Genomic DNA, 24,903 nt, shown 5'->3' with positions numbered 1-24,903 from the left:
ATGATGAAAAGCAGTAAGGTACCAAAGAGATAAGAGAGGAAAATCGATGAATAAAGATCCATATGAAGTACTGAAGGTATCAAGAAATGCCTCGGATGAAGAAATAAAAAGTGCATACCGGGAGATGAGCAGAAAATATCATCCGGATGCCAATATTAATAATCCTCTGGCGGATCTGGCAGAGGAAAAATTTAAAGAAGTGCAGGAAGCTTATGACTGTATCATGAAAGAACGCCAGTCCGGAGCACAATCCTATTCTTACGGATACCAGGGCGGATATCAGAGTTATTCCGGTCAGAACCAGGGGGATACCGGCCAGAATGGTTCCGGAGCGTCCGGCTCGTCTTTCGATCAGGAGGCGGGGCTTCGTCAGGATGTACAGAGAATGATCAGCGAACGGAGATACAGAGATGCGCTCAATGCCTTGAGCAGGATCCGTAACCGGAATGCAGAATGGTATTATTTGAGTGCAGCAGCCAATATGGGATATGGCAATAATATCCTGGCTCATGATCATGCGGTACAGGCGGTCAATATGGAGCCGCAGAATCCTGTTTACCGTCAGCTTTTGAATCAACTGGAGTGGAACCGTCAGAGATATCAGAGTCAGTCTCCTTACGGTGGCAGTCAGGGGCAGAATAATTCCTGTGGAACCGGAAATTTCTGTTGCGATCTGTGGATTGCAGACAGTCTGTGTGAGTGTATGGGAGGAGATCTTTGTCCATGCATGTAACGGCAAAAAAACTGGTCATGTCCGGAATGTTTCTGGCAGTCAGCATGATCTGTATGATGCTGGGGAGTGTGATTCAGACCAATACCCTGTTTTTGCTGGCAGCGGCGTCTTACTTTGTGGGAATTGTTTTAAGAGAATGTGGCGGCAAACTGGGTGTGGCGTTCTATGTGGCTGCGATTCTTCTGGGATGGATGCTGGTACCGGAGAAACTGTACGTAGGTTCTTATGCGGCGATGGGGCTTTATATTCTGCTGGAAGACAGACTCTGGGATTTCCTGGGAAAAAAGGAGACGCTTTCGAACAGAAGAACCTGGTTCTTCTTTGGGAAATGGCTGATCTTCAATCTGATTTATCTGAGCAGTCTGGCAGGAATGCATGCTCTGATCTTTGATTCGGAGACAAGCTGGTTGTTTCGGATCGGAGTCTGGGCAGCGGGGCAGGTTCTGTTCTTTTTGTATGACAGAGCCTACGGATATGTACAGGAACAGGTCTGGGGAAAGATAAGAGGGCGAATTCTGGGATAATCTCCCTTGTTCTGCCTTCTTTTTTATGATAAGATTATAAACTAAAGAGCCTGAAAGATTTTTCGGGCAGACAGAGGACATATCGGAGGAAGAAAATGGAAAACGAAGTGGTATCAAAGAATTTTATCGAGCAGGAGATAGATAAGGATTTAAAAGAGGGCGTGTATGACCATGTCTGTACCAGATTCCCACCGGAACCAAACGGTTATCTGCATATCGGTCATGCCAAGTCTATCCTTTTAAATTACGGACTGGCACAGGAATATGGCGGAACATTCCATATGCGGTTTGATGATACGAATCCGACCAAAGAGAGAATGGAATTCGTAGAGTCGATCAAGGAAGATATCCAGTGGCTGGGGGCAGACTGGGGAGATCATCTTTACTTTGCATCCGATTATTTTGATCAGATGTATGAATGTGCGATCAAACTGATCAAAAAGGGAAAGGCATATGTCTGTGATCTTACACCGGATCAGATCCGTGAATATCGCGGAACGCTGACTGAGCCTGGAAAGAACAGCCCGTACAGAGAGAGAAGCGTCGAAGAAAATCTGGCACTGTTTGAGGACATGAAAGAAGGAAAGGTAGAAGACGGAGCACGTGTACTGCGTGCGAAGATTGATATGGCTTCTCCGAATATCAATATGAGAGATCCGATCATCTACCGTGTGGCACATATGTACCACCACAACACAAAGGACAAATGGTGTATCTATCCGATGTATGATTTCGCACATCCGATCGAAGATGCAATTGAGGGAATTACCCATTCTATCTGTACTCTGGAATTTGAGGATCACCGTCCGCTTTATGACTGGGTAGTCAGAGAATGTGAATTTGAAAATCCGCCGAGACAGATCGAATTTGCCAAATTATATCTGACCAATGTGGTGACAGGAAAGCGTTACATTAAGAAACTGGTGGAAGACGGAATCGTAGACGGATGGGATGATCCGCGTCTGGTTTCCATTGCTGCGCTTCGAAGAAGAGGGTTCACACCGGAATCCATTAAAATGTTTATTGATATGTGCGGAATCTCCAAGAGTCAGAGCTCCGTGGATTACGCCATGTTAGAATACTGTATCCGTGAAGATCTGAAGCTGAAAAAGCCTCGTATGATGGCTGTACTGGATCCGATCCGTCTGGTGATCGATAACTATCCGGAAGGGGAAGTGGAATATCTGGATGCACCGAACAATCTGGAAAATGAAGAACTGGGCAGCAGAAAACTTCCATTCTGCAGAGAACTTCTGATCGAGAGAGATGACTTTATGGAGGAACCGCCGAAGAAATATTTCCGTCTGTTCCCGGGCAATGAAGTCCGCCTGATGAATGCATATTTTGTGAAATGTGTGGGCTATGAGAAGGATGAGAACGGAAATGTGACAGTGGTACACTGTACTTATGATCCGGAGACAAAGAGCGGAAGTGGATTTACCGGAAGAAAGGTCAAAGGAACCATTCACTGGCTGGCAGCTCCGAAGGCGTTAAAAGCAGAAGTAAGACTTTATGAAAATCTTGTGGATGAAGAAAAGGGTGTATATAATAAAGAGGATGGTTCGTTGAACCTGAATCCGAATTCCCTGACAGTAAAGGAAATCTATGTGGAGGAGAACTTTAAAGATGCAAAACCGGGAGAGAGCTTCCAGTTTGTACGGCAGGGATATTTCTGTGTAGACCAGAAAGATTCAAGCGAAGAACATCTGGTATTTAACCGGATCGTATCTTTGAAGAGTTCTTTCAGACTTCCCAAAAAAGCGTAAAAATGCAGACCGGCCTGTATGGGACGGTCTGATTTTATCTGATAATAAGTCTGAGGTGAAAAGGTGCCATGAATGAACTGACGATCAATCTGCAGACGGGTTCGAAGATCCCTCTGTATGAACAGATTTATAATTATGTCAAAGAGAATATTCAGAACGGAAAACTTTCAAGCAAGGAGAAACTGCCTTCTACCAGAACGCTTGCAAGACATCTGGAGGTCAGCAGAAGTACCATTGAACTGGCTTATGAACAGTTGATGTCGGAAGGGTATATAGAGGCGGAGCCGTGCCGGGGATATTTTGTGGCGCAGATTGAAGATCTTTTTGCATGGGAACCGGAGCGGATCCGGGAAGAAGAAATTCCTGCCAGGGAAAAAGAAATATTCCGGTATGATTTTTCACCCAGTGGAGTCGATTTGAAAAGTTTTCCCTATAATGCATGGAGAAAGCTGTCAAAAGAAAGTCTGGTCGCAGACCGGGCAGAATTATTCCGGCTTGGAAATTCCCAGGGGGAATGGGGACTTCGAAAAGCGATTTCCAGTTATCTGTATCAGGCACGGGGAGTCAGTGCGACACCGGAACAGATTATTGTGGGAGCGGGAAATGACTATCTGCTGATGCTGCTTTGTATGATATTGGGATCGGATTATAAGGTGGCGATGGAGAATCCGACGTACAAACAATCCTACCGGGTATTCTCCAATCTGTCCTATCAGGTCTGTACGGTGAATATGGATGAAAACGGAATGCTGGTATCGGAACTGAAAAAGTCAGAGGCGGATATCGCTTTCGTGATGCCTTCTCATCATTATCCGCTCGGAACGGTTATGCCGTTGAAACGAAGAATGGAATTGCTGAAATGGGCAGAAGAAAAACCATCTCGTTATATTATCGAGGATGATTATGACAGTGAGTTCCGTTATAAGGGAAAACCAATCCCGGCTTTGCAGGGATATGACCGGAAAGAAAAAGTGATCTATATGGGAACCTTTTCGAAATCCATTGCTCCGGCAATCCGTGTCAGCTATATGGTGCTTCCCTATTCTCTGTTGGAAGGATATCATAAACGGGCAGAGTTTCTGAGTTCTACTGTGTCCAGGGTAGATCAGCTGATCTTACAGAATTTTATAGAGCAGGGATATTTTGAGAGACATCTGAACAAGAGCAGGGCGTTGTATAAAGGAAGACATGATGCGTTGCTTGCCGCTCTCAAACCGCTTCAGGATCTGTGTACCATTTCTGGGGAACATGCGGGAGTACATCTGTTGCTTCATTTCCCGGAGTTGGAGGAAGAAGAACTGATTCGGGCGGCAGGGAAAAACGGAGTCAAAGTCTACGGACTTTCGGAATATTATGTAGAACCGCCAAAGAAAAAAGAAGCGGTGATCATGCTGGGATATGCAAATCTCAGTGAAGAAAAGATAAAAGAAGCAGTAAGACTGTTAGAAAAAGCCTGGAGACCTCTGAAAGGTTCCAGGCGATAAAATAAGAAACTTCTTTCGAACCGGCAGAAGATGAAGATGCTTATTCTGTCATATCTTCTGAATCAGAAGAAGCATCGACTTCGCTATCGGAAGATTTCTCGGGTTTGGATGAAGTCTCGTTGGCAATGGTTCCCTCAGAAGTCGCTGGAGATTCATCGGTGGAAGATTCCTCTGAGTCAGAAGAGTCCTTTGCATCGGATGAAGCTTCCGAGCGGTTTAAAGAAACATATTCTCTATGGGAAACGGGCTCCAAGTCATTGTCCAGATCGAAATCTTCTTCTTCGGACAGTGTGAAGTCTTTATCGGTACGGGAAATCTTTTTGCTCCAGTAAGCATAGCAGGCGCCGACAAATGCACCGATAGCAGCCAGTGTGAGCAAAACTTTTGTGAATTTGCGATACATAATAGTCTCCTTTCTGAAGATAAATCCTGTGAACATCATTGTAATACATTTGCGTGCGGAGGTCAATGCATGGAATATTTAGATACAAAAGCAGTGAAAAAAGCAAAAAAAGGAATCTTAAGTGTGGTATTCGGACGAACGGCTCTGATCCTGGCGTTGTTGCTCTTGCAGATCGGCGTCATGATTTCTATGGTGACAGTCCTGAAAGATTATCGAACCTATATGGATGTGGTTCTGATGATCCTTCGTGTGATCGTGGTGATCTATGTTATCAACGAGAAGGGAAATCCGGCATTTACCATGACATGGATTTTGCTGATGATGGTCTTTCCGGTGTTTGGAACGCTGTTTTATATCTATGTAAAATCAGAACTGGGAAGCCGTGCACTGGCGAAACAGCTTTCCAGAAGAAAACTGGAGACTCATCGGTATATGCAGCAGGATCAAAGTGTCATCAGAGATTTGAAACTCAGTAAGTCTGCGGATGTGTCTCTGGCCCATTATATGAAATATCAGCTGGGATTTCCGATTTACCGAAATACAAAAGTAACTTACTTTCCGAGCGGGGATAAAAAATTTCACCAGATGGTTCGGGAGCTTCAAAAGGCGGAAAAATATATTTTTCTGGAATATTTCATTGTAGAAGAAGGCTATATGTGGAATACGATCCTGGAGATTCTGAAAGCAAAGGTAAGAGAGGGCGTGGAAGTCCGTTTTATGTACGATGGAATGTGCAGCATTTCCAAATTGCCCTATGATTACCCGAGACAGATGAGAAAATATGGGATCCGCTGTAAAATGTTCAGCCCGATCCGTCCGGTACTGACAACGGTACAAAATAACCGGGATCACCGGAAAATCTGTGTGGTAGACGGAAAAGTAGCTTTTACGGGTGGTGTGAATCTGGCAGATGAATATATCAACCGGATTGAACGCTTTGGTTACTGGAAAGATACGGCGGCCATGTTTGAGGGAGATGCGGTACAGAGTTTTACGATCATGTTTCTTCAGATGTGGAACGCCACGGAGCGAGGCGGCGAATCCTATCAGGATTATCTGACGGAAAAATCAACCGGAGTGAAGAAACGGGAACTGGGTTATGTGTTGCCCTATGCGGACAGTCCGTTTGACCATGAGGATGTGGGAGAGACCGTCTATAAACACATTCTAAACCATGCCAAGCGCTATGTACATATTATGACACCGTATCTGATCCTGGACGACCAGATGATGGATACGCTGACGAAAACGGCGAAAAGCGGAATTGAGGTTGCAATCATCATGCCTCATATTCCGGATAAGTGGTATGCATTCGCTCTTGCAAAGACCTATTATCAGGAGCTTTTGGAGGCTGGCGTAAAGATCTATGAATTTACACCGGGCTTTGTGCATGCAAAGATTTTCGTGTCGGATGATGAGGTGGCAACGGTGGGAACCATCAATCTGGATTACCGAAGTCTGTACCTGCATTTTGAAAATGGAGCCTATATCTATAATAATCCGGCGGTCAGGGATATAGAGCAGGATTTCCAGCGAACCATAAGAAAATGTCACTGTGTGACACTGGAAGAAGTGAGAAAACAGAATATCTGGATGCAAATCTGCGGACGGGCACTTCGTCTGATCGCACCGCTGATGTAAAAACGTGTGAAATTCGGCGCTTTTTCTGTAAAAAAGATTTTACAGAACCAGAAAAGTATAGTATAATTGCTAAGGCGGTTATAAGGGCCGCGAATGAGAATTTATAAGTGAGAATCACGCAGGAGGACTCAGGAATGGTTAAAGCGGTAGTAGGAGCGAACTGGGGAGACGAAGGAAAAGGTAAGATTACGGATATGCTTGCAGAGAAAGCGGACATCATCGTTCGGTTTCAGGGTGGAGCAAATGCCGGGCATACCATCGTAAATAATTACGGGAAGTTTGCACTGCATACATTACCATCTGGTGTATTTTATGATCATACCACCAGCATTATCGGAAATGGTGTAGCGTTGGATATTCCGCGTCTGTTCAATGAAATAAAATCAGTAGAGGAACAGGGGGTGCCGGCACCGAAGATTCTGGTATCAGACCGTGCTCAGATCGTAATGTCATATCACAAGAATTTTGATGCATATGAGGAAGAGAGACTGGGAGGTAAATCTTTCGGTTCCACCAAATCAGGAATTGCACCGTTTTATTCTGATAAATATGCAAAGATCGGATTCCAGGTCAGTGAATTGTTTGATGAGGAATTGCTGAAAGAGAAGGTTGTACGTGTTGCAGATCAGAAAAATGTACTGTTAGAGCATCTGTATCACAAACCGCTGATCGATCCGGATGAACTTTTGAAAGAACTGTTAGAATATAAAGAGATGGTAGCACCGTATGTATGCGATGTATCTCTGTTCTTACACAATGCGCTGAAAGAAGGAAAAGAAATTCTTCTGGAAGGACAGCTTGGATCTCTGAAAGATCCGGATCACGGAATTTATCCGATGGTAACCTCTTCTTCCACACTGGCAGCTTATGGTGCAATCGGAGCAGGTATTCCACCATATGAGATCAAACAGATCATTACGGTATGTAAGGCTTACTCCAGTGCAGTCGGAGCAGGAGCGTTTGTCAGCGAGATCTTCGGAGAAGAAGCAGATGAACTGAGACGCCGTGGTGGAGACGGTGGAGAGTTCGGAGCAACTACAGGAAGACCGAGACGTATGGGATGGTTTGACTGTGTCGCTTCCAAATATGGATGCAGAATGCAAGGCACTACAGATGTTGCATTTACAGTATTGGATGTATTGGGATATCTGGATGAGATTCCGGTCTGTGTCGGATATGAGATTGACGGAGAAGTTACAACAGAATTCCCGGTAACACATTTGCTGGAAAAAGCAAAACCGGTACTCAAAACTCTTCCGGGATGGAAACAGGATATCCGTGGAATCAAGAATTATGAAGATCTTCCGGAGAACTGCAGAAAATACATCGAATTTGTAGAGCAGGAGATCGGTTATCCGATCACAATGGTCAGCAACGGACCGGGAAGAGACGATATTATTTATCGCAATAAATAAAAAAGTTACAGACAGAATAAAAGCTGCGGTTTCCTTTTAGGAAATGGCAGCTTTTTTAGCACTTTTAGAGTTATAGGACAAAGTGTGTTGATGAAAACCATTATCCTCCCGCAAAAGGTTGCAACGGAAACCGCTTACACTTAGTCCGGGTGATTTCCGCTGAGGAGGCGGTAGATCAGATAAATCGCGTAGAGCATGACCGGGAGGCAGATTGTCAGTGCAACGGATGCTTTCAACAGATTGATCGCAAGGTCATTTCCGATCAGCGCAAAAATAAGGGTGCTGACATATAGGGCGATGAGTAAAAGGGCACCGATTGCTGCCAGGATTCTTTTGATACGTTTCATGTATTTTATCATTCCTTTCATTTTATGTAAGGTACAGACAACAGACGAAAAGTGTTGTGCCCATACGTTTTGTGGTTGGATTTTTTAAAATCTGACTTTCTTCATTATAATGGAATCCTTCAGGAGACGCAAGCGATAAAAGCCTCTTTACGGAAAGCCCGGGATGGTATATAATAAAAGCTACGGACGAAAATCATACAAAGGAGTTATATACAAATGAGTGAAAAATCATTATTAGATCAGTGGAGAGATATGGCCTATTCCAAAGAGATGGACAGAGGTGCTCTTCAGAAATTCTGGGGAACTTATTTTACAATTGAAAAAGGAATCTATGAGCAGCTTTTGAATGAGCCGGAAGTTGAAGTAAAAGGTACGGTTCAGGAACTGGCTGATAAATATGGTCTGGAGCTTCTGACTATGGTTGGATTTTTAGATGGAATCAACGACAGTCTGAAAGAAGCCAACCCGATCGAGACAATGGAAGCAGATACGGAAGTTAATCTGATTTTCGATAAAGAGAAGCTTTATAAAAACATGGTGGATGCAAAAGCTGACTGGCTGTATGAACTGCCACAGTGGGATGAGATCTTTGATGCCGAGACAAAGAAACGTCTTTACAGAGAACAGAAGAATTCCGGAACGATCCGTAAGGAGAAGAAGATCGGAAGAAACGATCCGTGTCCGTGTGGAAGTGGCAAGAAATACAAGAAGTGCTGTGGAAGATAATCCATGCTGATCCTTGGAATATTTTGTATCCTATATTATATGGTGATACGGGTTTATACGGGAAGAAAAGATTCAACTTTTCTTCCTTTTTGGATTTTTATGGGGATTTTTTGTCTGGCATGCCATGTTATTCTGATAAATTGTCCGGTGGAAATCAGAAGATTCTTACAGGGGCTGTTGCTTCTTTGCTTTTTGACGTTTCTTGCGGGAGAGGTACGGATTTTGTGGGCAGCCGGGAAACAGCCGGATAAAGATCTGGAAGTGCTGATCGTATTGGGAGCTCAGGTGCGTGGAACCAGGGTGACGAATTCGCTGAAACGCCGGCTGGATCGAGCGTGTGCTTATCTGAAAGAGCATCCGAAGACGGTAGCAATCCTGTCCGGAGGTCAGGGACGGGGCGAAGACATATCGGAAGCATTCTCGATGAATGACTATCTGTTGGAGTGTGGAATTGAGCAAGCCAGACTGCTGATGGAAGACAAGTCTACAACGACCTGGGAAAATCTGAAATTCAGTTTCGGTCTTTATGGCGCTGATTTTTTGAACAGTGATCTTCATGGGAAAAAGGTGGGAATCGTGACCAATGATTTTCATGTGTGCCGTGCTCTGATGATGGCGAAAAAACAAGGCTATAAAAAGGTGCAGGGAGTACCGGCATCTTCCAATCCGGTCCTGTTTTTAAATTATCTGGTACGGGAGTTTTTCGCATGTGCACAGACGCTGCTATATTACAGGAAAAGATAAAGAAAAAAATATAGAGAAAGACAATAGAAAAAAAGAAAACGAGGTGGAAGAGACGGATGAGTGAAATGTTAAGAGCAATAAAAACGGATGAGTTTAAGGGAGTCAATGACTGCTATACCCTGAACAACGGAGTGAAGATTCCGTGCGTAGGATTCGGAACCTATAAGGCTGCGCAGGACGAGAGTGAGCGAGTGATCAAAACGGCGATCGAAGCAGGATATCGTTGTTTTGATACAGCATCCTTTTATGGAACGGAACCATATCTTGGAACGGCAATCAAAGAAAGCAAAATACCAAGAGAAGAATTTTTTATTTCTTCCAAAGCATGGAAAACGGAGATGGGATATTCTCAGGTAAAAGAGGCTTTTGAAAGAACTCTTGAGAATCTTCAGACGGATTATCTGGATCTCTATCTGATCCACTGGCCGCTTCCGGAAGTAGGATATAAAGACTGGAAACAGTTGAATATTGATACCTGGCGTGGAATGGAAGAGCTGTATAAAGCAGGAAAGGTAAAAGCAATTGGTGTCTGCAATTATCTGCCACATCATCTGGATAATCTGATCGATAACTGTCAGATAATTCCGGCGGTAGATCAGATTGAAGTACATCCGGGGTATACCCAGGAAAGCGTACTTTCTTACTGCAAAGAACATGAAATCCTGGTTCAGGCATGGAGTCCGATCGGAAGAATGAGAATGATGTCGGAACCACTGATCGTAGAACTGGCAGAAAAATATAAAGTTTCACCGGTACAGATCTGTCTGCGTTATGAAGTACAGAGGGGAATTTTGCCGTTGCCGAAATCCTCTGCGATGGAGCGGATGAAACAGAACATGGATCTGTTTGGCTTTGAGATTTCCAGAGAAGATATGTGGCGGATCACAACGCTGCCTCCGATGGGATGGTCGGGTGAACATCCGGATCGAATCCGTGTGAAAGTGGTAGAAAGCACAGAACCATATGAGGCTTAAGGTGTATCGTGCACCAGTGGCTCAAAGTGAAACGAAAGTATAAGCGGAAAAGCAGTGTGTGGAAAAGGGGTTCCGCGCTGTACAAACAGAAATGTTTTATTATACATAAAATCTGAAAAAATGAGCAGACTATCTCCGATCAATAAATTTGAGGAGGTAGAAAAATGCCAAAATTAAAATGCAGCGTGCAGACATGTGCGCACAATCATCAGTTTTTATGCGATTTAGATCAGATTCAGGTGGGAGGTAATCAAGCCTGTTCCCCAAGTGAGACACAGTGTGACAGTTTTACGGAAAGAAAAGAAAGCGGCTATTCAAATGCGGCCGGCGGGGGATGCCACTGTTCCGAAACAACCGGAATCGACTGTCAGGCAGAAAAATGTATGTACAATGAAGCATGTAAGTGTCAGGCCGGACGAATCAGCGTAGAGGGTGGTCAGGCAAAGCAGTGTCAGGGTACGGAGTGTGCAACTTTTAAGATGTAGAGGGGTTTCATGAAGTGTTTTACTGCTTTGAAGTGTAAAAATTATCTGCGGGGAGATAAACTTTATCTCCCTTTTTCTATCTGAGGCTCAAAAAGGTTATTTAAGGATTGTTAAGTATATTTGAAAGATAATAAAATGGGAGTACAAAATGAAAAAAAGATGGATAGTTATATTGGGAATAATGCTGGTAGTTGTTGGGGGATATTTAACATATAGTAAGTTGTTTGTTTCTTCAAAATATGTTGGGATTTGGAATTCTGAAAGTTCGGGAAAAACAATAGAAATATTCAGGGATGGCACAGTCTTTTATTATCAAAAAGGTAAAAGTAGTGATAAAGAAATCGTTTACACTGCGGAAGAGGGAAAATTGAGTGATGGACATATTATAATGAAAGACAGATTTGATTCTCAGGGATGTTTGGATACATATTCAGCAGTAGAGGAAATTCCAAAAGATGATTTTTTACCGATTTCTATTGTATATGATATGGAATTTCAGGGTACAGAAGCTTGTACAATAATGAATGCAGAAAGACGAAATACAGATCAACGTGTTGCGTTTGTTAAAAGTTCTAATAAAGTGAAAAAAGAAAAGTTGGGAGAAAAAAGGGAAGCCAGTGATTATCAAATTACAGTGTTTTTTGATGAGGATATTTCGGAGCAAAAGTTAGCTGAATTGAAAAATGAAATAGAAAAAATGAATGGTGTAGTATCGGTTACATATATTTCACCGGAAAAAGCATGGGAAAATTTTCAAGAAACATACTATAAAGAAGGGGAAGTGCTTGTAGATGGATTTAAAGACGATAATCCATTAGCAAATAGTGGGAATTTTCAAGTAGTATATAAAGTGAAATATAGGGAAGCATTATTGAAAAATATAGAAGCACTAGAAGGCATAAGAAAAATAAACAGTTAAGAGAGCAGGGCAGTCTTATTTAAGGACTGCCTTTTCTAACGTTTTTGAATATATTTAGTTGCATTTATTTGCGAAAAAATAAAATTTACAGTAGAAAAAAATTGTGCTAAAATATACGGCATGTGAGACTTGTTAATGGCAGCAGAAGAGGAAAGGACTGAAGAGCATGCCGAAATTAAACGAAAATTATCTGAAATTAGAAAATAATTATTTATTTGCTGAGATCGCACACCGTACCGCAGCTTATTCCGAAGCACATCCGGACAAACCGTTGATCCGTCTTGGAATTGGTGATGTAACAAAGCCATTGAGTGATATTGTAGTAAAGGCACTGCATGATGCAGTGGACGATATGGCTTCTGCAGAAAGTTTCCATGGATATGGACCGGAGCAGGGATATGAAGCAACCAGAAAGGCAATTGCAGGATATTATGAGAGAAATGGAGTATCTGTGGATGCAGACGATATCTTTATTTCTGATGGAGCAAAGAGCGATACAGGAAATATTACCGATATGTTCGGACATGATAATGTGATTCTGATTCCGGATCCGGTTTATCCGGTATACGTAGATTCCAACACAATGTGTGGTAATCAGATTACGTATATTTCCGCAAATGCAGAAAATGATTTTCTCCCGTTGCCGAACCATGATCAGCATGTGGATCTTATCTATATCTGTTCTCCGAACAATCCAACCGGAGCCTGCTACAACAAAGAGCAGTTGAAAGAGTGGGTAGATTATGCACTGGAAAATGAAGCAGTGATCTTGTTTGACTCTGCATATGAAGCATTTATCAGTGATCCGGAACTTCCGAGAAGTATTTATGCAATTGAGGGTGCAAAGAAATGCGCCATCGAATTCTGTTCTCTGTCTAAGACAGCTGGATTTACCGGAACAAGATGCGGATATACGGTTGTACCGAAAGAACTGGTATTTAAGGCTTCTACAGGCGAAGAAATGTCTATCCACAATATGTGGAACAGAAGACAGTCTACCAAATATAACGGAACGGCTTATATTATCCAGAAAGCGGCAGAAGTTGTATTCTCAGAAGAGGGAATCAATGAGTGCAACCAGAACATTGAATATTATAAGAAGAATGCCAAACTGATCGCAGATACCATGACAGAGCTTGGAATCCGTTTCTATGGCGGACATCATTCTCCGTATATCTGGTTCGAGTGCCCGAATGGAATGGATGCGTGGGAATGCTTCGATTATCTGTTAAATGAGATCCAGGTAGTTGGTACTCCGGGAGCAGGATTCGGTGAGAACGGAAAGAATTTCTTCCGTCTGACTTCTTTTGGAAATTATGAGAATACTGTAGAAGCAATGAAGCGATTTAAATCTCTGTTTGCAAAATAATCAAACAGCACAGATATTTGCCGAGTGGCAGAAATGCTGAAAAGATGATTTAAAGAACATGGAAAATGTTCTGGAGAAGAATCTGAAACAGAATACCGAAACTCAGGAAGGGACCTAAAGCAATGACTGCTTTCAGGTCTTTTCTTTTTGGAAACAGACGGGAGGCAGTTGAGTTGGTTAATAAGAAATACAACAGTGCCCCCAGAAGCGCAAAAAAGAACGCATAAATCTGAAACCAGAATCCGAAGAATCCACCGGTAAGTGCGAGAAATTTCACATCGCCACCTCCGATTCCACCTGGGAAGAATAGGGTGAAAACCAGCAAAACGAAGGGAAGAAGCGTAACTCCAAGAAGTCTGGAAAGAAAGGATACATGAAAGAGTGGAAGAGAAAGATACTGGCCGAAAAGAAACAGGAGCAGATATTCATATAGAAAGAAATCGGGAATCCGATGATGCTTTATATCAAATCGGGAAAGCATGAATAAAAACAGAAGAAGAATAGAATAAAAGAAAAGGGACAAGATGATACCCCCTTTTTTAAAATGGGGTACCATCAAGGTCGTAAGGTGTTACCTGATATACATAATAATTTAACCAGTTGGTGTAGAGATTATTTGCGGTAGCACGCCAAGTCAGAAGCGGCTTCTGGTCTGGATCATTGTTCGGGTAATAGTTACAGGGCATCTGAATATCAAGACCTTTGGAAAGATCCCGTTTGTATTCGGTATCCAGTGTGATTCGGTCGTATTCCGGATGCCCCATCACGAAGATCTGGCGACCGTCCTCTGCCATACAGAGGAAGACTCCGGCTTCCTTGGAATCCGCCAGGATGGTGATGCGTGGATCAGCTTCAATCTCATCGAGGGGTACTTCTGTGTGTCTGGAATGAGGAGCTAAAAATACATCATCAAATCCCCGAACCAGTGGAATCTTACGGTTACGCACCTGATGCCAGAACAGACCGAATTTTTTTTCAGGCAGGAGCTTTTTATTGATCCCGAAATGATAATACATTCCGGCCTGAGCGCCCCAACAGAGATGCAGGGTGGAAGTGACATTGGTTTTGGTCCATTCCATAATCTCTTCCAGTTCTTTCCAGTAATCTACATCCTCAAATTCCATCTGTTCCACGGGAGCACCCGTGATAATGAATCCGTCGAATTTTTGATGGTGGATATCACGGAACGACTCGTAGAATTTGTTCAGATGGCTAGTAGAGGTGTTCTTGGAAGCGTGGCTGTCTACACGAACAAAGACCACATCTACCTGAAGTGGTGTATTGGAAAGAGATCTCAGGATCTGAAGTTCTGTATCTTCTTTCAGTGGCATCAGATTCAACAGTCCGATGCGGATCGGTCGGATATCCTGATGGGAAGCACGGTACTCATCCATCACAAATATATTTTCATGTTCCAGTATTTCTTTGACCGGAAGGTCATTTTGTACTCTGATTGGCATAATACATTATTCTCCTTTGTTGTTTTCCTGCTGATTGTTCAGATGTTCCTTGTGGTCATCAGCATGGATATATTCGCCCTGGTTATTTACATAACTCAGTTCGTCATAAGAACCGGAATCAACCGGAAGTTTTTTGCGTCGTAAGAGATCGTTGACCAACAAGGTCACGACGTAATAAATAACGGCAAACGTCGGAACACCCAGGATCATGCCCGGAATTCCGAAAAGGCCACCGCCTACCATGATGGCAAATACCACCCAGAATGCGGAGAGACCGGTGGAATCGCCCAGAATCTTGGGACCGATGACATTTCCGTCCAACTGCTGCAATGCAAAGATAAAGATCAGGAAATAAACTCCTTTGATCGGACTGTCCAGAAGAATCAGGATGGCACTGGGGATCGCACCGATGTAAGGGCCGAAGAACGGAATCACATTGGTCACACCCACGATCACGCTGACCAGCAGGACGTAAGGCATATTTAAAATAGAAAGACCGATGAAACATAAGACTCCGATGATGGCAGAGTCGATGATCTTTCCGCTTAAAAATCCGATGAAAATGTCACCACTTTTTCTGGTCAGATGAAGTACCAGATTTGCACGATCCGGTTTTAACAGTGCATAGACGAATTTCTTACTCTGTCTGGAAAAAACTTCCTTGCTGTAAAGCACATAGATGGAAACGATGATTCCCACACAGAAGTTAAGAACTTCGCTTAAAACGTTGATCACACCGACGGTTAAGTTGGTCATGATGACGTTGGTCTGTTTGAGTAGATCGTTTCTCAGCCAGTTCTGAAGATAATTGCTTCCTTCTTCAATGGCGTTCGTGACCAGCATATTGATGGTGGTATCTTTGGAGTTCATCTCATTGATCTGATCCAGCAGAGAATTCAACTGTCCGGGAACTTTAAATACCATGTCGCGGATACTGGTGTAGAGTTCCGGCAGCAGAACGTTACAAAGGGCTGTGATCAGAAGAAATGCAGTGAGAAGCGATACAAGGATTCCCACAGAGCGGCTGATTTTTGCGGCACGTTCCGGCGTTTTCGTCATTTTTTCCAGTCGCGGCACCAAAATCTGATCCACCTTTTTTATGATCGGGTTCAGAAGAAATGCGATGCCAAGCCCGTAGATGATTGGTTTTGCCACACTTAAAAAGGTCTTTAAAATTCCTGAAATATAGTTGAGACGGAACAAACCGAAATAGAAAAGAATCGCTGCGGCAATTACCAGAAAGAAGGTCATGCCCTGGCTGAACTGCTGGCGGATCTTGGAAGGCCCGCGAGTGCCGAATTTCGGTTGGTTTGTATAGTATTCACTGGAAGGATCAGAGGAAGAATTGTCTTTCTGATCCTGAGTGAAATGGTTTGTGTGAAGGTCGGGATCTTTTGGATCCTGCCGTAAATCTTTCTCTTTTTCCATAAGCTGATTTTAATTCTTGTCCTTTCTGAAATTCAAGTTAAGCACATGGGAAAATCCGGCTGTGCTTCGTGTCAACGTAAGCTGATAGATTCCCTGTTAAAAAACATGTAAAGTTATTATACTCTTTTCTGTCAAAGACTGCAATCGTTCGAATCCTTCAAAAAGCGCGATTTAACATTTTTTTTCGAAAAAAAGTATGATAGAATAGAAAGAACGTTGAAGGAGGATGGAGTTATGGAGTTTCAGTTTTCAGATAAAGTAAACAGTTTTAAACCGGGGATTTTTGCAGCCTTGAACGAAAAGAAGGAAGAACGGATGCGAAAAGGACTTCCTGTCTATAATCTTTCTATCGGAACACCGGATTTCAAACCGGCACCGTATGTGATGAAGGCGATGGAAGAAGCCTGTAAAGATCCGGAAAATTATAAATATTCTCTGGAAGAACTTCCGGAGCTGATCGAAGCGATGCAGAACCGTTATCAGACCAGATACGGAGTGAAGCTGGAGGCGGATGAGATTATGTCTGTTTATGGCTCTCAGGAAGGTATGGCACATATCGGAATGGTGTTCTGTAATCCGGGAGATACGATGCTGGTTCCGGATCCGGGGTATCCGATGTTTGAGATGTGCGGAATTATGGCAAATGCAAATGTGGTTCCCTACCGTTTGAACCCAGAGAAAGGATTTCTGCCGGATCTGGAGGACATTCCGGATGAGATCTTAAAAGAGGCAAAATTTATGATCGTGTCTTATCCATTAAATCCGGTCTGTGTCTGTGCGCCGGATTCCTTCTATAAAGAACTGATCGCATTTGCAAAAAAATATGAGATCATTATTTTACATGACAATGCGTATTCTGATATTGTTTATACTGGAGAACGAGGTAAATCTTTCTTGCAGTTCGAAGGTGCAAAAGAGGTGGGTGTGGAATTTTATTCCCTGTCAAAGTCTTACAACCTAACGGGAGCCCGGATTTCGTTTGTGGTGGGCAATCATGAGATTATTCGGAAGTTTAAGGTGCTGCGTTCCCAGATTGATTACGGAATCTTCCTGCCGGTGCAAAAAGCTGCGATTGCTGCGTTGAACGGCCCGGAAGAATATGTGCTGGATCAGCAGAAAAATTATGAAAAGAGAAATCGGATGCTCTGTGGTGGGTTACGGGAACTTGGATGGAATGTGCCGGACAGCCAGGGGACCATGTTTGTCTGGGCACCAATCCCGAAAGGCTACGAGTCGTCCTTTGAATTTTGTATGGAACTGATGGAAAAGACGGGAATCATCGTTACACCGGGAAGCGCATTCGGAGAACATGGAGAAGGGTATGTGCGGATGGCACTGGTGGCAAATGAAGAGAAGATTGGTGAGATCTTAAAGGTGATTAAAGAATCAGGGATTCTAGAAAAATAAACATCAGAAAGGCGGAATGAAATATGACTTATGAAGAGATTTTAAAAAACGCAAGAGGATGCATCGGACCTTACTGCAAGGCCTGTCCGGTCTGCAACGGAAGAGCCTGTTCCAACCAGATGCCTGGTCCGGGGGCGAAGGGTAGCGGTACACTGGCCGTCCGGAACTATGAAACATGGCAGAATATCCGGATTAATATGGATACAATCTGCGAGAAACAGGATGTATCCACGAAATTAGAAATGTTTGGCAAGACATTTTCGGCTCCGTTTTTTGCGGGTCCGGTAGGTTCTGTGAAATTACATTATGGAGAAAAATATACGGAAGACGAATATAATCAGATTCTGGTTTCAGGTTGTGCAAAGGAAGGGATCGCAGCGTTTACCGGAGACGGTGTAGATGAGATGGTAATGAAAGAAGGAACTGCGGTGATCTCGGCAAATGGCGGAATCGGGGTTCCGACGGTTAAACCGTGGGATCTGGGAACCATTCGTGAAAAGATGGAGTTGGTGAAAAAATCAGGCGCCTTTGCGGTGGCGATGGATATTGATGCAGCAGGCTTACCGTTTCTGAAGAATTTGAATCCGCCGGCGGGCAGTAAATCGGTAGATGAATTAAAAGAGATCGTGAAGATGGCGGAGATTCCGTTTATTTTAAAAGGAATTATGACACCGAAAGGTGCAAGAAAAGCCATGGAAGCAGGTGCGGCAGGAATTGTAGTGTCCAATCACGGCGGACGGGTACTGGATCAGTGTCCGGCAACGGCGGAAGTGCTGCCGGAGATCGTAAAAGCGGTGGAAGGAAAGATGAAGATCTTCGTAGACGGCGGAATCCGTTCCGGTACAGATGTATTCAAGGCACTGGCACTCGGAGCGGACGCAGTGATCATTGCAAGACCATTTGTGACAGCAGTCTATGGCGGGGGAAGTGAAGGCGTACAGGTTTACACCAATAAGATCAAATCGGAACTGGAAGATACGATGGCGATGTGCGGAACATTTTCACTGGATGAGATCGGAACGGAACAGATTTGGAGAGGATAGAAAACATGAAAAAAATTGCAAAGTTTCATAAAGTAAGTTATGAGCAGTTTCTGGAAGGATGGAAAGATACATTTCCGGAAACAACGGAGGAAAAGGTAAAAGAGATCTATGAACAGATCAGGCTGCCAAAAAGAGCGACAGCAGGGTCTGCTGGGTATGATTTCTTTTCTCCGGTGGATTTTACGGTTGCGCCGGGTCAGGGAATCAAGATCCCGACCGGAATCCGTGTGGAAATGGAACCGGAGTGGGTGTTGAAATGTTATCCGAGAAGCGGTCTGGGCTTCAAATATCGTCTGCAGTTGAACAACACCGTGGGAATCATTGACAGCGATTATTTCTATTCGGATAATGAGGGACATATTTTTGCAAAACTGACCAATGATTCCAGAGAAGACAAGACTCTGGAACTGAAAGCCGGAGAAGGTTTTATGCAGGGGATTTTCGTAGAGTACGGAATCACAGTGGATGATGATGCGACAGCCATTCGCAACGGGGGATTCGGAAGTACCACATAAAATCCGGGAAAACAGGAACACTACTGGAAGAAGAGTTGAAAGGAGTGTTCCTATGAAAAATATGAAAGAAAAAGAAGTCGGCAGTTCTTTTCACGACAATCTGGCGTGGATGGATCAACATTTGCCTGTGGAGGCGAGCTTTGATCTGATCAAGCGGGAGATTGAAATTGGTGGGAGGAATGCCGCTTTTTATTTTATAGATGGTTTTATGAAAGATGAAGCCATGTTAAAGCTTCTGGATTCCATGATGAAGATCAAACCGGAAGATATGCCGGAGAGAATTCTGGAGTTTTCGGCAAAATGTATTCCATATGTGGAAGTGGAAATTTTGCATCAGTTTGATCAAGTGATGAAAAATATGTTTTCGGGCGTGACCTGCCTCTTCATCGAGGAATATGAGGGATGCATAGCCATTGATTGTCGGACTTATCCGGCCAGAGGCGTGGAAGAGCCGGAGACAGACAAATCACTTCGGGGATCCAGAGACGGATTTGTGGAAACGGTTGTATTTAACACGGCGATGATGAGAAGAAGGATTCGGGATCCGCACCTGATTATGAAAATGGAATCGGTGGGGAAAAGCTCGAAAACGGATGTGGTGATTTGCTATATGGAAGACCGGGTGGATTCGAAAGTGTTACAGGTAGTGACAGAACGGGTGGAAGGACTGACACTTGATGATATGAAAATGAATCAGCAGACGCTGGCAGAGGCGTTATTTCGCAGAAAGTGGTTCAATCCGTTTCCAAAATTCAAGTATACAGAACGTCCGGATACGGCGACAGCCTGCTTACTGGAAGGGAAAATCGTAATGCTTGTTGACAACTCGCCATCGGCATTGATTCTCCCGACTTCCATCCTGGATATGATCGAAGAGGCAAATGATTATTATTTTCCGACTCTGACCGGGATCTATCTGAAAGTTTCGAGGGCAATCATTACGGTTCTCACAGTTTTCCTGACGCCGGTGTTTTTATTGATGATGCAGAACCTGAACTGGCTTCCGAAAGTGTTTGCATTTGTGGCAGTCAAGGATATGGTGAATATTCCGCTGATCTTTCAGCTTCTGATTCTGGAACTGGCGATTGATGGTCTGAGACTTGCCGCACTGAATACACCAAGCATGCTGAGTACACCCCTGAGCGTGATTGCAGGTCTGGTACTGGGAGAATTCTCGGTGCAGTCCGGGTGGTTCAACAGTGAAGTCATGCTGTATATGGCGTTTGTGGCGGTAGCAAATTATACTCAGCCGAATTTTGAACTGGGATATGCTCTGAAATTTATGCGGCTGATGCTTCTGGTTCTGACCGCACTTTTGAACTGGATTGGTTTTCTGATCGGGATGATCCTGGTGTTTTGCGCTGTTGCGTTTAACAAGACACTTTCCGGGCGAAGTTATCTCAGAATCCGGAGAAATTAATTTTTTATATCCGGAGGAATTCGTTCATAACGTGTTAAGGTTGCCGATATGCGGAGAAATTGTTTTTGCATCTTGAATCAAATAATGCTATGATAGGGCTGAACAGAGAAAGGAAGGTTATTTATGAGAGAGTTTGTGATTACAGTAAACAGTACTGTGGATTTGCCGCTGTCATGGCTGGAAGAGAGAAATGTACCGGTAATTCCTTTGAAATATACGATAGACGGAGAAACCTATACAGATATGTACGGACTGAGTGCGAAAGAGTTCTTTGCGAAGCTGAGAGAGGGAAAGATGGCGACGACATCTCAGATCAATCCGGCAGAAGCAAAAGCAGCACTGGAACCGTTTCTGAAAGAAGGAAAAGATGTATTGCATCTGGCATTTTCTTCCGGGCTCAGCGGAACCTGCAACAGCATGAAGCTGGCCCAGGAAGAACTCCAGGAAGAATACCCGGACGCGAAGATCTATGTGATCGATACACTGTGCGCTTGCATGGGCGAGGGATTACTTCTATATTATGCCCTGAAACAGAAAGCAGAAGGAAAGACGATTGATGAGATTGCAGACTGGGCGGAAAAGAACAAACTTCACATTTGCCATAATGTGACGGTGGATGATCTGAACCACCTGCAAAGAGGAGGAAGAATCTCCAGGACGACAGCAGTTCTGGGAACCCTTGTCCAGATCAAACCTATCATACATATGGATGAAGAAGGAAGACTTCAGGTCATTGGAAAAGAGAGAGGGAGAAAAAAATCTCTCCACAAGATCGTGGATATGGCCATAGAGCGTTCCAAAGGCTGGGAAAATGACATCATCATGATCACCCACGGAGACTGTCTGGAAGATGCACAGTATGTGGCGAAACTGGTGAAAGAAAAGATGGGAATCGACAACATTCTGATCCACAACATCGGAACCGTAATCGGAAGTCATACCGGTCCGGGCGTGGTAGCGGTATTCAATATGGGAGAGTATCGATAAATATAAAAATTGTAGGTTTGTCAAACATGTATTGTAATCCTACAGGAGAGTATCGATAAATATAAAATTATAGTTGACAGGATCAAAAGTCTGTGGTAGATTAATAGTTGCGTAAAGCGGAAAACAAAGCAGAGTTTCACTCTCACCGTATCATAATCGAGTGCATACGGTCTGATATCGACAGATTTTACAGTCTTTATATTATGGATTGTTGTGTCATACAGGATGAAAGGGTGAACTTTGGTTCGCCCTTATTTTTATTCTACAGGATTTTCAGTACGGTGAACATACATCCGCAGGGATGTATGCTGTGGCGATTCGCAAAGATGCTTTGAGCAACCGACAGTCAATAGGGAATGATATTACGGAGGTACACTACAATTAGCGATTTAATGATCAACGAACAAATCAGAGACAGGGAAGTACGCCTGATCGGTGAAAATGGAGAACAGCTGGGAATTATGTCAGCAAGAGAAGCAATGAAGATCGCATCTGAGGCAGATCTGGATCTTGTAAAGATTGCTCCGAAAGCACAGCCGCCGGTTTGCAAGATTGTTGATTACGGAAAGTACAGATACGAGCAGAGCAGACGTGAGAAAGAAGCAAAGAAGAAACAGAAGACGGTTGAGTTGAAAGAAGTACGTCTTTCACCGAATATTGATACTAATGATTTGAATACGAAGGTAAACAATGCCAAGAAATTTATCGGCAAAGGAAATCGCGTAAAAGTGACACTGCGTTTCCGCGGCCGTGAGATGGCTCACGTTCAGCAGAGTAAACACATTCTGGATGATTTTGCAAAGCTTCTGGAAGATGTGGCTGTTGTGGAGAAACCTGCCAAAATGGAAGGCAGAAGCATGAGCATGGTTTTAACTGAAAAACGTTAAAAATAAGAAACCACGGACAGATGTCCGCAAGGCAACCAATGAAGGAGGAACATATTATGCCAAAAATCAAAACAAATAGAGCAGCTGCAAAGCGCTTCAAAAAGACAGGTACCGGTAAACTGAAAAGAAATAAAGCTTACAAGAGCCATATCTTAACAAAGAAGACTACCAAGAGAAAGAGAAATCTGAGACAGTCTACTATTACAGACGCTACGAATGTAAAGAACATGAAGAAAGTGTTACCATATCTGTAAGATTTGGTTGATCTAAAAGGAGGAAATTAAGAGATGGCAAGAATTAAAGGCGGAATGAACGCAAAGAAAAAGCATAATAGAACATTAAAACTGGCGAAAGGATACAGAGGAGCTAGATCCAAACAGTACAGAGTTGCAAAACAGTCTGTTATGAGAGCTCTTACCTCTTCTTACGCTGGAAGAAAACAGAGAAAACGTCAGATGAGACAGCTTTGGATCGCTCGTATCAACGCAGCAGCAAGAATGAACGGACTTTCTTACAGCAAACTGATGCACGGACTGAAGCTTGCAGGTGTTGACATGAACCGCAAGATGTTAGCAGAACTGGCAGTCAGCGACAAAGAAGGCTTCGCAGCACTGGCAGAAGTTGCAAAAGAAAAACTTGCATAATCAGACAGAAAAGTAAAACTCTTGTTTCGGCAATATATTTTGCCGGAATGGGAGCTTTTTTGTTATAATAAAAGAGAACATAGAAAAATTCTGAAACGATTCTTCTGAAACAGAATGGAGGAAAGAACTGGATCTATAAATATTGATGCAGTCAGAAAAAAGAAAAAGGAGAAAACATATGAGTGAGAAAACAATTCCTTATAAGATTTACCTGAATGAAGATGAGATGCCGAAATACTGGTACAATGTGCGTGCAGATATGAAGAATAAACCGGCACCGCTTCTGAATCCTGCTACCCATGAACCAATGACTGCGGAAGAACTTGGTGTCGTGTTCTGTGATGAACTGGTAGCTCAGGAATTAAACAATACAGACCGTTATATCGAGATTCCGCAGGAAATTCTTGATTTTTATAAGATGTACCGTCCGGCACCGCTGGTACGTGCGTATTGTCTGGAGAAAAAACTGGATACACCGGCAAAGATCTATTACAAATTCGAGGGAAATAATACCAGTGGAAGCCATAAACTGAATTCAGCCATTGCGCAGGCATATTATGCAAAGAAACAGGGGCTGAAGGGTGTAACGACAGAAACCGGAGCAGGGCAGTGGGGAACTGCACTTTCTATGGCTTGCTCTTATCTGGATCTGGACTGTAAGGTATACATGGTAAAATGCTCTTATGAACAGAAACCGTTCCGCCGCGAAGTAATGCGTACTTACGGAGCCAGTGTGACTCCGTCTCCGTCCACTGAAACCGAAGTGGGGAGAAAGATCCTGGCAGAACATCCGGGAACCACAGGAAGTCTTGGCTGTGCGATTTCAGAAGCAGTAGAAACAGCTGTCGGAACGGAAGGATACCGTTATGTGCTTGGAAGCGTACTGAACCAGGTTCTGCTGCATCAGTCAGTGATCGGAGTCGAGGCAAAGGCTGCACTGGATAAATACGGCGTGACACCGGATATCATCATTGGATGTGCCGGAGGCGGTTCCAATCTTGGCGGACTGATTTCTCCGTTTATGGGAGAAAAATTGCGGGGAGAAAAAGATTATCAGTTTATCGCAGTAGAACCGGCATCCTGCCCGAGTCTTACAAGAGGCGTTTATGCCTATGATTTCTGTGATACCGGAATGGTATGCCCGTTGGCAAAGATGTATACCCTTGGAAGTGGATTTATTCCATCTCCGAACCATGCAGGAGGACTGCGTTATCACGGAATGAGTTCTACCTTATCTCAGTTGTATGCAGATGGATATATGGAAGCGCGTTCTGTGGAACAGACTTCTGTCTTTGAGGCGGCAGAGAGATTTGCAAGAGTAGAAGGAATCCTGCCGGCACCGGAAAGCAGCCATGCAATCAAAGTTGCCATTGATGAGGCATTAAAGTGCAAGGAGACAGGAGAAGAGAAGACAATCCTCTTCGGACTGACCGGAACCGGATACTTTGATATGTATGCTTATGAGAAATTCCATAATGGAGAAATGTCTGATTACATTCCGACGGATGAAGATCTGAAAGTGGGATTTGACGGAATTCCAAGATTCCCCGGTAATATGATGGACTGACATAATAGATGCTAA

At 43.6% G+C, this 24,903-nt stretch carries 26 protein-coding genes; 21 read left to right on the top strand and 5 right to left on the bottom strand.

What is annotated here, in order from left to right; translation table 11 throughout:
• Window positions 1-46: 46 nt before the first annotated feature.
• The 4 genes from KGMB01110_RS01655 (at window position 47) to pdxR (ending at window position 4,507) form a co-directional block, all read left to right on the top strand.
• Window positions 47-733, top strand: coding sequence for a J domain-containing protein (locus tag KGMB01110_RS01655; protein WP_117601963.1), 687 nt, complete (start codon window positions 47-49; stop codon window positions 731-733).
• Complete coding sequence (locus KGMB01110_RS01650) at window positions 724-1,257, top strand: hypothetical protein (RefSeq protein WP_117601964.1); 534 nt, start codon at window positions 724-726, stop codon at window positions 1,255-1,257. Before KGMB01110_RS01655 ends, KGMB01110_RS01650 begins: the two co-directional genes overlap by 10 nt.
• A 95-nt stretch (window positions 1,258-1,352) precedes the next feature.
• Complete coding sequence (locus tag KGMB01110_RS01645; RefSeq protein ID WP_117601965.1) at window positions 1,353-3,023, top strand: glutamine--tRNA ligase/YqeY domain fusion protein; 1,671 nt, start codon at window positions 1,353-1,355, stop codon at window positions 3,021-3,023.
• A gap of 68 nt (window positions 3,024-3,091) precedes the next feature.
• Window positions 3,092-4,507 carry a MocR-like pyridoxine biosynthesis transcription factor PdxR gene (gene pdxR, locus KGMB01110_RS01640; RefSeq protein ID WP_117601966.1) on the top strand — a complete coding sequence of 472 codons (1,416 nt, stop codon included), beginning with the start codon at window positions 3,092-3,094 and terminating at the stop codon, window positions 4,505-4,507.
• Between the two features lie 40 nt (window positions 4,508-4,547).
• On the opposite strand, the gene KGMB01110_RS01635 is transcribed toward pdxR, so the two are convergent.
• Window positions 4,548-4,910, bottom strand: coding sequence for a hypothetical protein (locus KGMB01110_RS01635; protein WP_174714243.1), 363 nt, complete (start codon window positions 4,908-4,910; stop codon window positions 4,548-4,550).
• Window positions 4,911-4,979: 69 nt separating this feature from the next.
• Between KGMB01110_RS01635 and cls the strand changes: the two genes are divergently transcribed.
• On the top strand, window positions 4,980-6,551 hold the full coding sequence (cls, locus tag KGMB01110_RS01630; protein WP_119297368.1) for a cardiolipin synthase: 1,572 nt from the start codon (window positions 4,980-4,982) through the stop codon (window positions 6,549-6,551).
• Window positions 6,552-6,685: 134 nt separating this feature from the next.
• Window positions 6,686-7,966, top strand: a complete 1,281-nt coding sequence (locus KGMB01110_RS01625) for an adenylosuccinate synthase (protein WP_117601969.1) — start codon at window positions 6,686-6,688, stop codon at window positions 7,964-7,966.
• 140 nt (window positions 7,967-8,106) lie between these two features.
• Here the strand turns inward: KGMB01110_RS01625 and KGMB01110_RS01620 are convergent, their stop codons facing one another.
• Complete coding sequence (locus KGMB01110_RS01620; RefSeq protein WP_117601970.1) at window positions 8,107-8,313, bottom strand: hypothetical protein; 207 nt, start codon at window positions 8,311-8,313, stop codon at window positions 8,107-8,109.
• A gap of 216 nt (window positions 8,314-8,529) precedes the next feature.
• Here KGMB01110_RS01620 and KGMB01110_RS01615 point away from each other — a divergent pair, with 216 nt between their 5' ends.
• The 6 genes from KGMB01110_RS01615 to KGMB01110_RS01590 all read left to right on the top strand — a co-directional run bounded on the left by KGMB01110_RS01615 (window position 8,530) and on the right by KGMB01110_RS01590 (window position 13,530).
• Window positions 8,530-9,039 carry an SEC-C metal-binding domain-containing protein gene (locus tag KGMB01110_RS01615; RefSeq protein ID WP_117889271.1) on the top strand — a complete coding sequence of 170 codons (510 nt, stop codon included), beginning with the start codon at window positions 8,530-8,532 and terminating at the stop codon, window positions 9,037-9,039.
• A gap of 99 nt (window positions 9,040-9,138) precedes the next feature.
• On the top strand, window positions 9,139-9,783 hold the full coding sequence (locus tag KGMB01110_RS01610) for a YdcF family protein (protein ID WP_170141675.1): 645 nt from the start codon (window positions 9,139-9,141) through the stop codon (window positions 9,781-9,783).
• A gap of 56 nt (window positions 9,784-9,839) precedes the next feature.
• Window positions 9,840-10,757, top strand: coding sequence for an aldo/keto reductase (locus KGMB01110_RS01605; RefSeq protein ID WP_330507966.1), 918 nt, complete (start codon window positions 9,840-9,842; stop codon window positions 10,755-10,757).
• 164 nt (window positions 10,758-10,921) lie between these two features.
• Window positions 10,922-11,242, top strand: a complete 321-nt coding sequence (locus KGMB01110_RS01600; protein WP_117601973.1) for a DUF1540 domain-containing protein — start codon at window positions 10,922-10,924, stop codon at window positions 11,240-11,242.
• 148 nt (window positions 11,243-11,390) lie between these two features.
• Entirely contained in the window at window positions 11,391-12,161 is a 771-nt protein-coding gene (locus tag KGMB01110_RS01595) for a permease-like cell division protein FtsX (protein ID WP_119297366.1), read from the top strand.
• A 166-nt stretch (window positions 12,162-12,327) separates the two neighbouring features.
• Window positions 12,328-13,530: an LL-diaminopimelate aminotransferase gene (locus KGMB01110_RS01590; protein WP_117601974.1), complete on the top strand. Its 1,203-nt coding sequence runs from the start codon at window positions 12,328-12,330 to the stop codon at window positions 13,528-13,530.
• A 49-nt stretch (window positions 13,531-13,579) separates the two neighbouring features.
• On the opposite strand, the gene KGMB01110_RS15945 is transcribed toward KGMB01110_RS01590, so the two are convergent.
• The 3 genes from KGMB01110_RS15945 to KGMB01110_RS01575 are packed head-to-tail and all read right to left on the bottom strand — an operon-like array spanning window position 13,580 to window position 16,418.
• On the bottom strand, window positions 13,580-14,011 hold the full coding sequence (locus tag KGMB01110_RS15945) for a prepilin peptidase (protein WP_408631090.1): 432 nt from the start codon (window positions 14,009-14,011) through the stop codon (window positions 13,580-13,582).
• Between the two features lie 58 nt (window positions 14,012-14,069).
• Window positions 14,070-14,990 (bottom strand): homoserine O-acetyltransferase MetA, encoded by a 921-nt coding sequence (gene metA / locus KGMB01110_RS01580; RefSeq protein WP_117601976.1) that lies wholly within the window; start codon window positions 14,988-14,990, stop codon window positions 14,070-14,072.
• A 6-nt stretch (window positions 14,991-14,996) separates the two neighbouring features.
• Window positions 14,997-16,418, bottom strand: a complete 1,422-nt coding sequence (locus KGMB01110_RS01575; RefSeq protein WP_117601977.1) for an AI-2E family transporter — start codon at window positions 16,416-16,418, stop codon at window positions 14,997-14,999.
• 234 nt (window positions 16,419-16,652) lie between these two features.
• Between KGMB01110_RS01575 and KGMB01110_RS01570 the strand changes: the two genes are divergently transcribed.
• The 9 genes from KGMB01110_RS01570 to KGMB01110_RS01530 all read left to right on the top strand — a co-directional run bounded on the left by KGMB01110_RS01570 (window position 16,653) and on the right by KGMB01110_RS01530 (window position 24,888).
• Window positions 16,653-17,825, top strand: a complete 1,173-nt coding sequence (locus KGMB01110_RS01570) for an aminotransferase class I/II-fold pyridoxal phosphate-dependent enzyme (protein WP_117889267.1) — start codon at window positions 16,653-16,655, stop codon at window positions 17,823-17,825.
• A 23-nt stretch (window positions 17,826-17,848) separates the two neighbouring features.
• Window positions 17,849-18,868, top strand: coding sequence for an alpha-hydroxy-acid oxidizing protein (locus KGMB01110_RS01565; RefSeq protein WP_119297365.1), 1,020 nt, complete (start codon window positions 17,849-17,851; stop codon window positions 18,866-18,868).
• Window positions 18,869-18,873: 5 nt separating this feature from the next.
• The gene (locus tag KGMB01110_RS01560) at window positions 18,874-19,383 is read left to right on the top strand and encodes a dCTP deaminase/dUTPase family protein (protein WP_119297364.1); all 510 of its coding nucleotides are present in this window, start codon (window positions 18,874-18,876) and stop codon (window positions 19,381-19,383) included.
• A 61-nt stretch (window positions 19,384-19,444) separates the two neighbouring features.
• Entirely contained in the window at window positions 19,445-20,803 is a 1,359-nt protein-coding gene (locus tag KGMB01110_RS01555; protein WP_408631089.1) for a spore germination protein, read from the top strand.
• Between the two features lie 123 nt (window positions 20,804-20,926).
• The gene (locus KGMB01110_RS01550; RefSeq protein WP_119297362.1) at window positions 20,927-21,790 is read left to right on the top strand and encodes a DegV family protein; all 864 of its coding nucleotides are present in this window, start codon (window positions 20,927-20,929) and stop codon (window positions 21,788-21,790) included.
• 392 nt (window positions 21,791-22,182) lie between these two features.
• Window positions 22,183-22,677, top strand: coding sequence for a translation initiation factor IF-3 (infC, locus tag KGMB01110_RS01545; protein ID WP_117601983.1), 495 nt, complete (start codon window positions 22,183-22,185; stop codon window positions 22,675-22,677).
• 56 nt (window positions 22,678-22,733) lie between these two features.
• Window positions 22,734-22,931, top strand: coding sequence for a 50S ribosomal protein L35 (gene rpmI / locus KGMB01110_RS01540; protein ID WP_117601984.1), 198 nt, complete (start codon window positions 22,734-22,736; stop codon window positions 22,929-22,931).
• A 33-nt stretch (window positions 22,932-22,964) separates the two neighbouring features.
• On the top strand, window positions 22,965-23,321 hold the full coding sequence (gene rplT, locus KGMB01110_RS01535; RefSeq protein ID WP_117601985.1) for a 50S ribosomal protein L20: 357 nt from the start codon (window positions 22,965-22,967) through the stop codon (window positions 23,319-23,321).
• A gap of 178 nt (window positions 23,322-23,499) precedes the next feature.
• Window positions 23,500-24,888 (top strand): TrpB-like pyridoxal phosphate-dependent enzyme, encoded by a 1,389-nt coding sequence (locus KGMB01110_RS01530; RefSeq protein WP_119297361.1) that lies wholly within the window; start codon window positions 23,500-23,502, stop codon window positions 24,886-24,888.
• Window positions 24,889-24,903 lie beyond the last annotated feature (15 nt).

The sequence above is a fragment of the Mediterraneibacter butyricigenes genome, assembly GCF_003574295.1.
Lineage (GTDB): Bacteria > Bacillota > Clostridia > Lachnospirales > Lachnospiraceae > Mediterraneibacter_A > Mediterraneibacter_A butyricigenes.
Note: the sequence above shows the minus strand (reverse complement) of the source record. Positions and strands in the feature narration are given on the sequence as shown.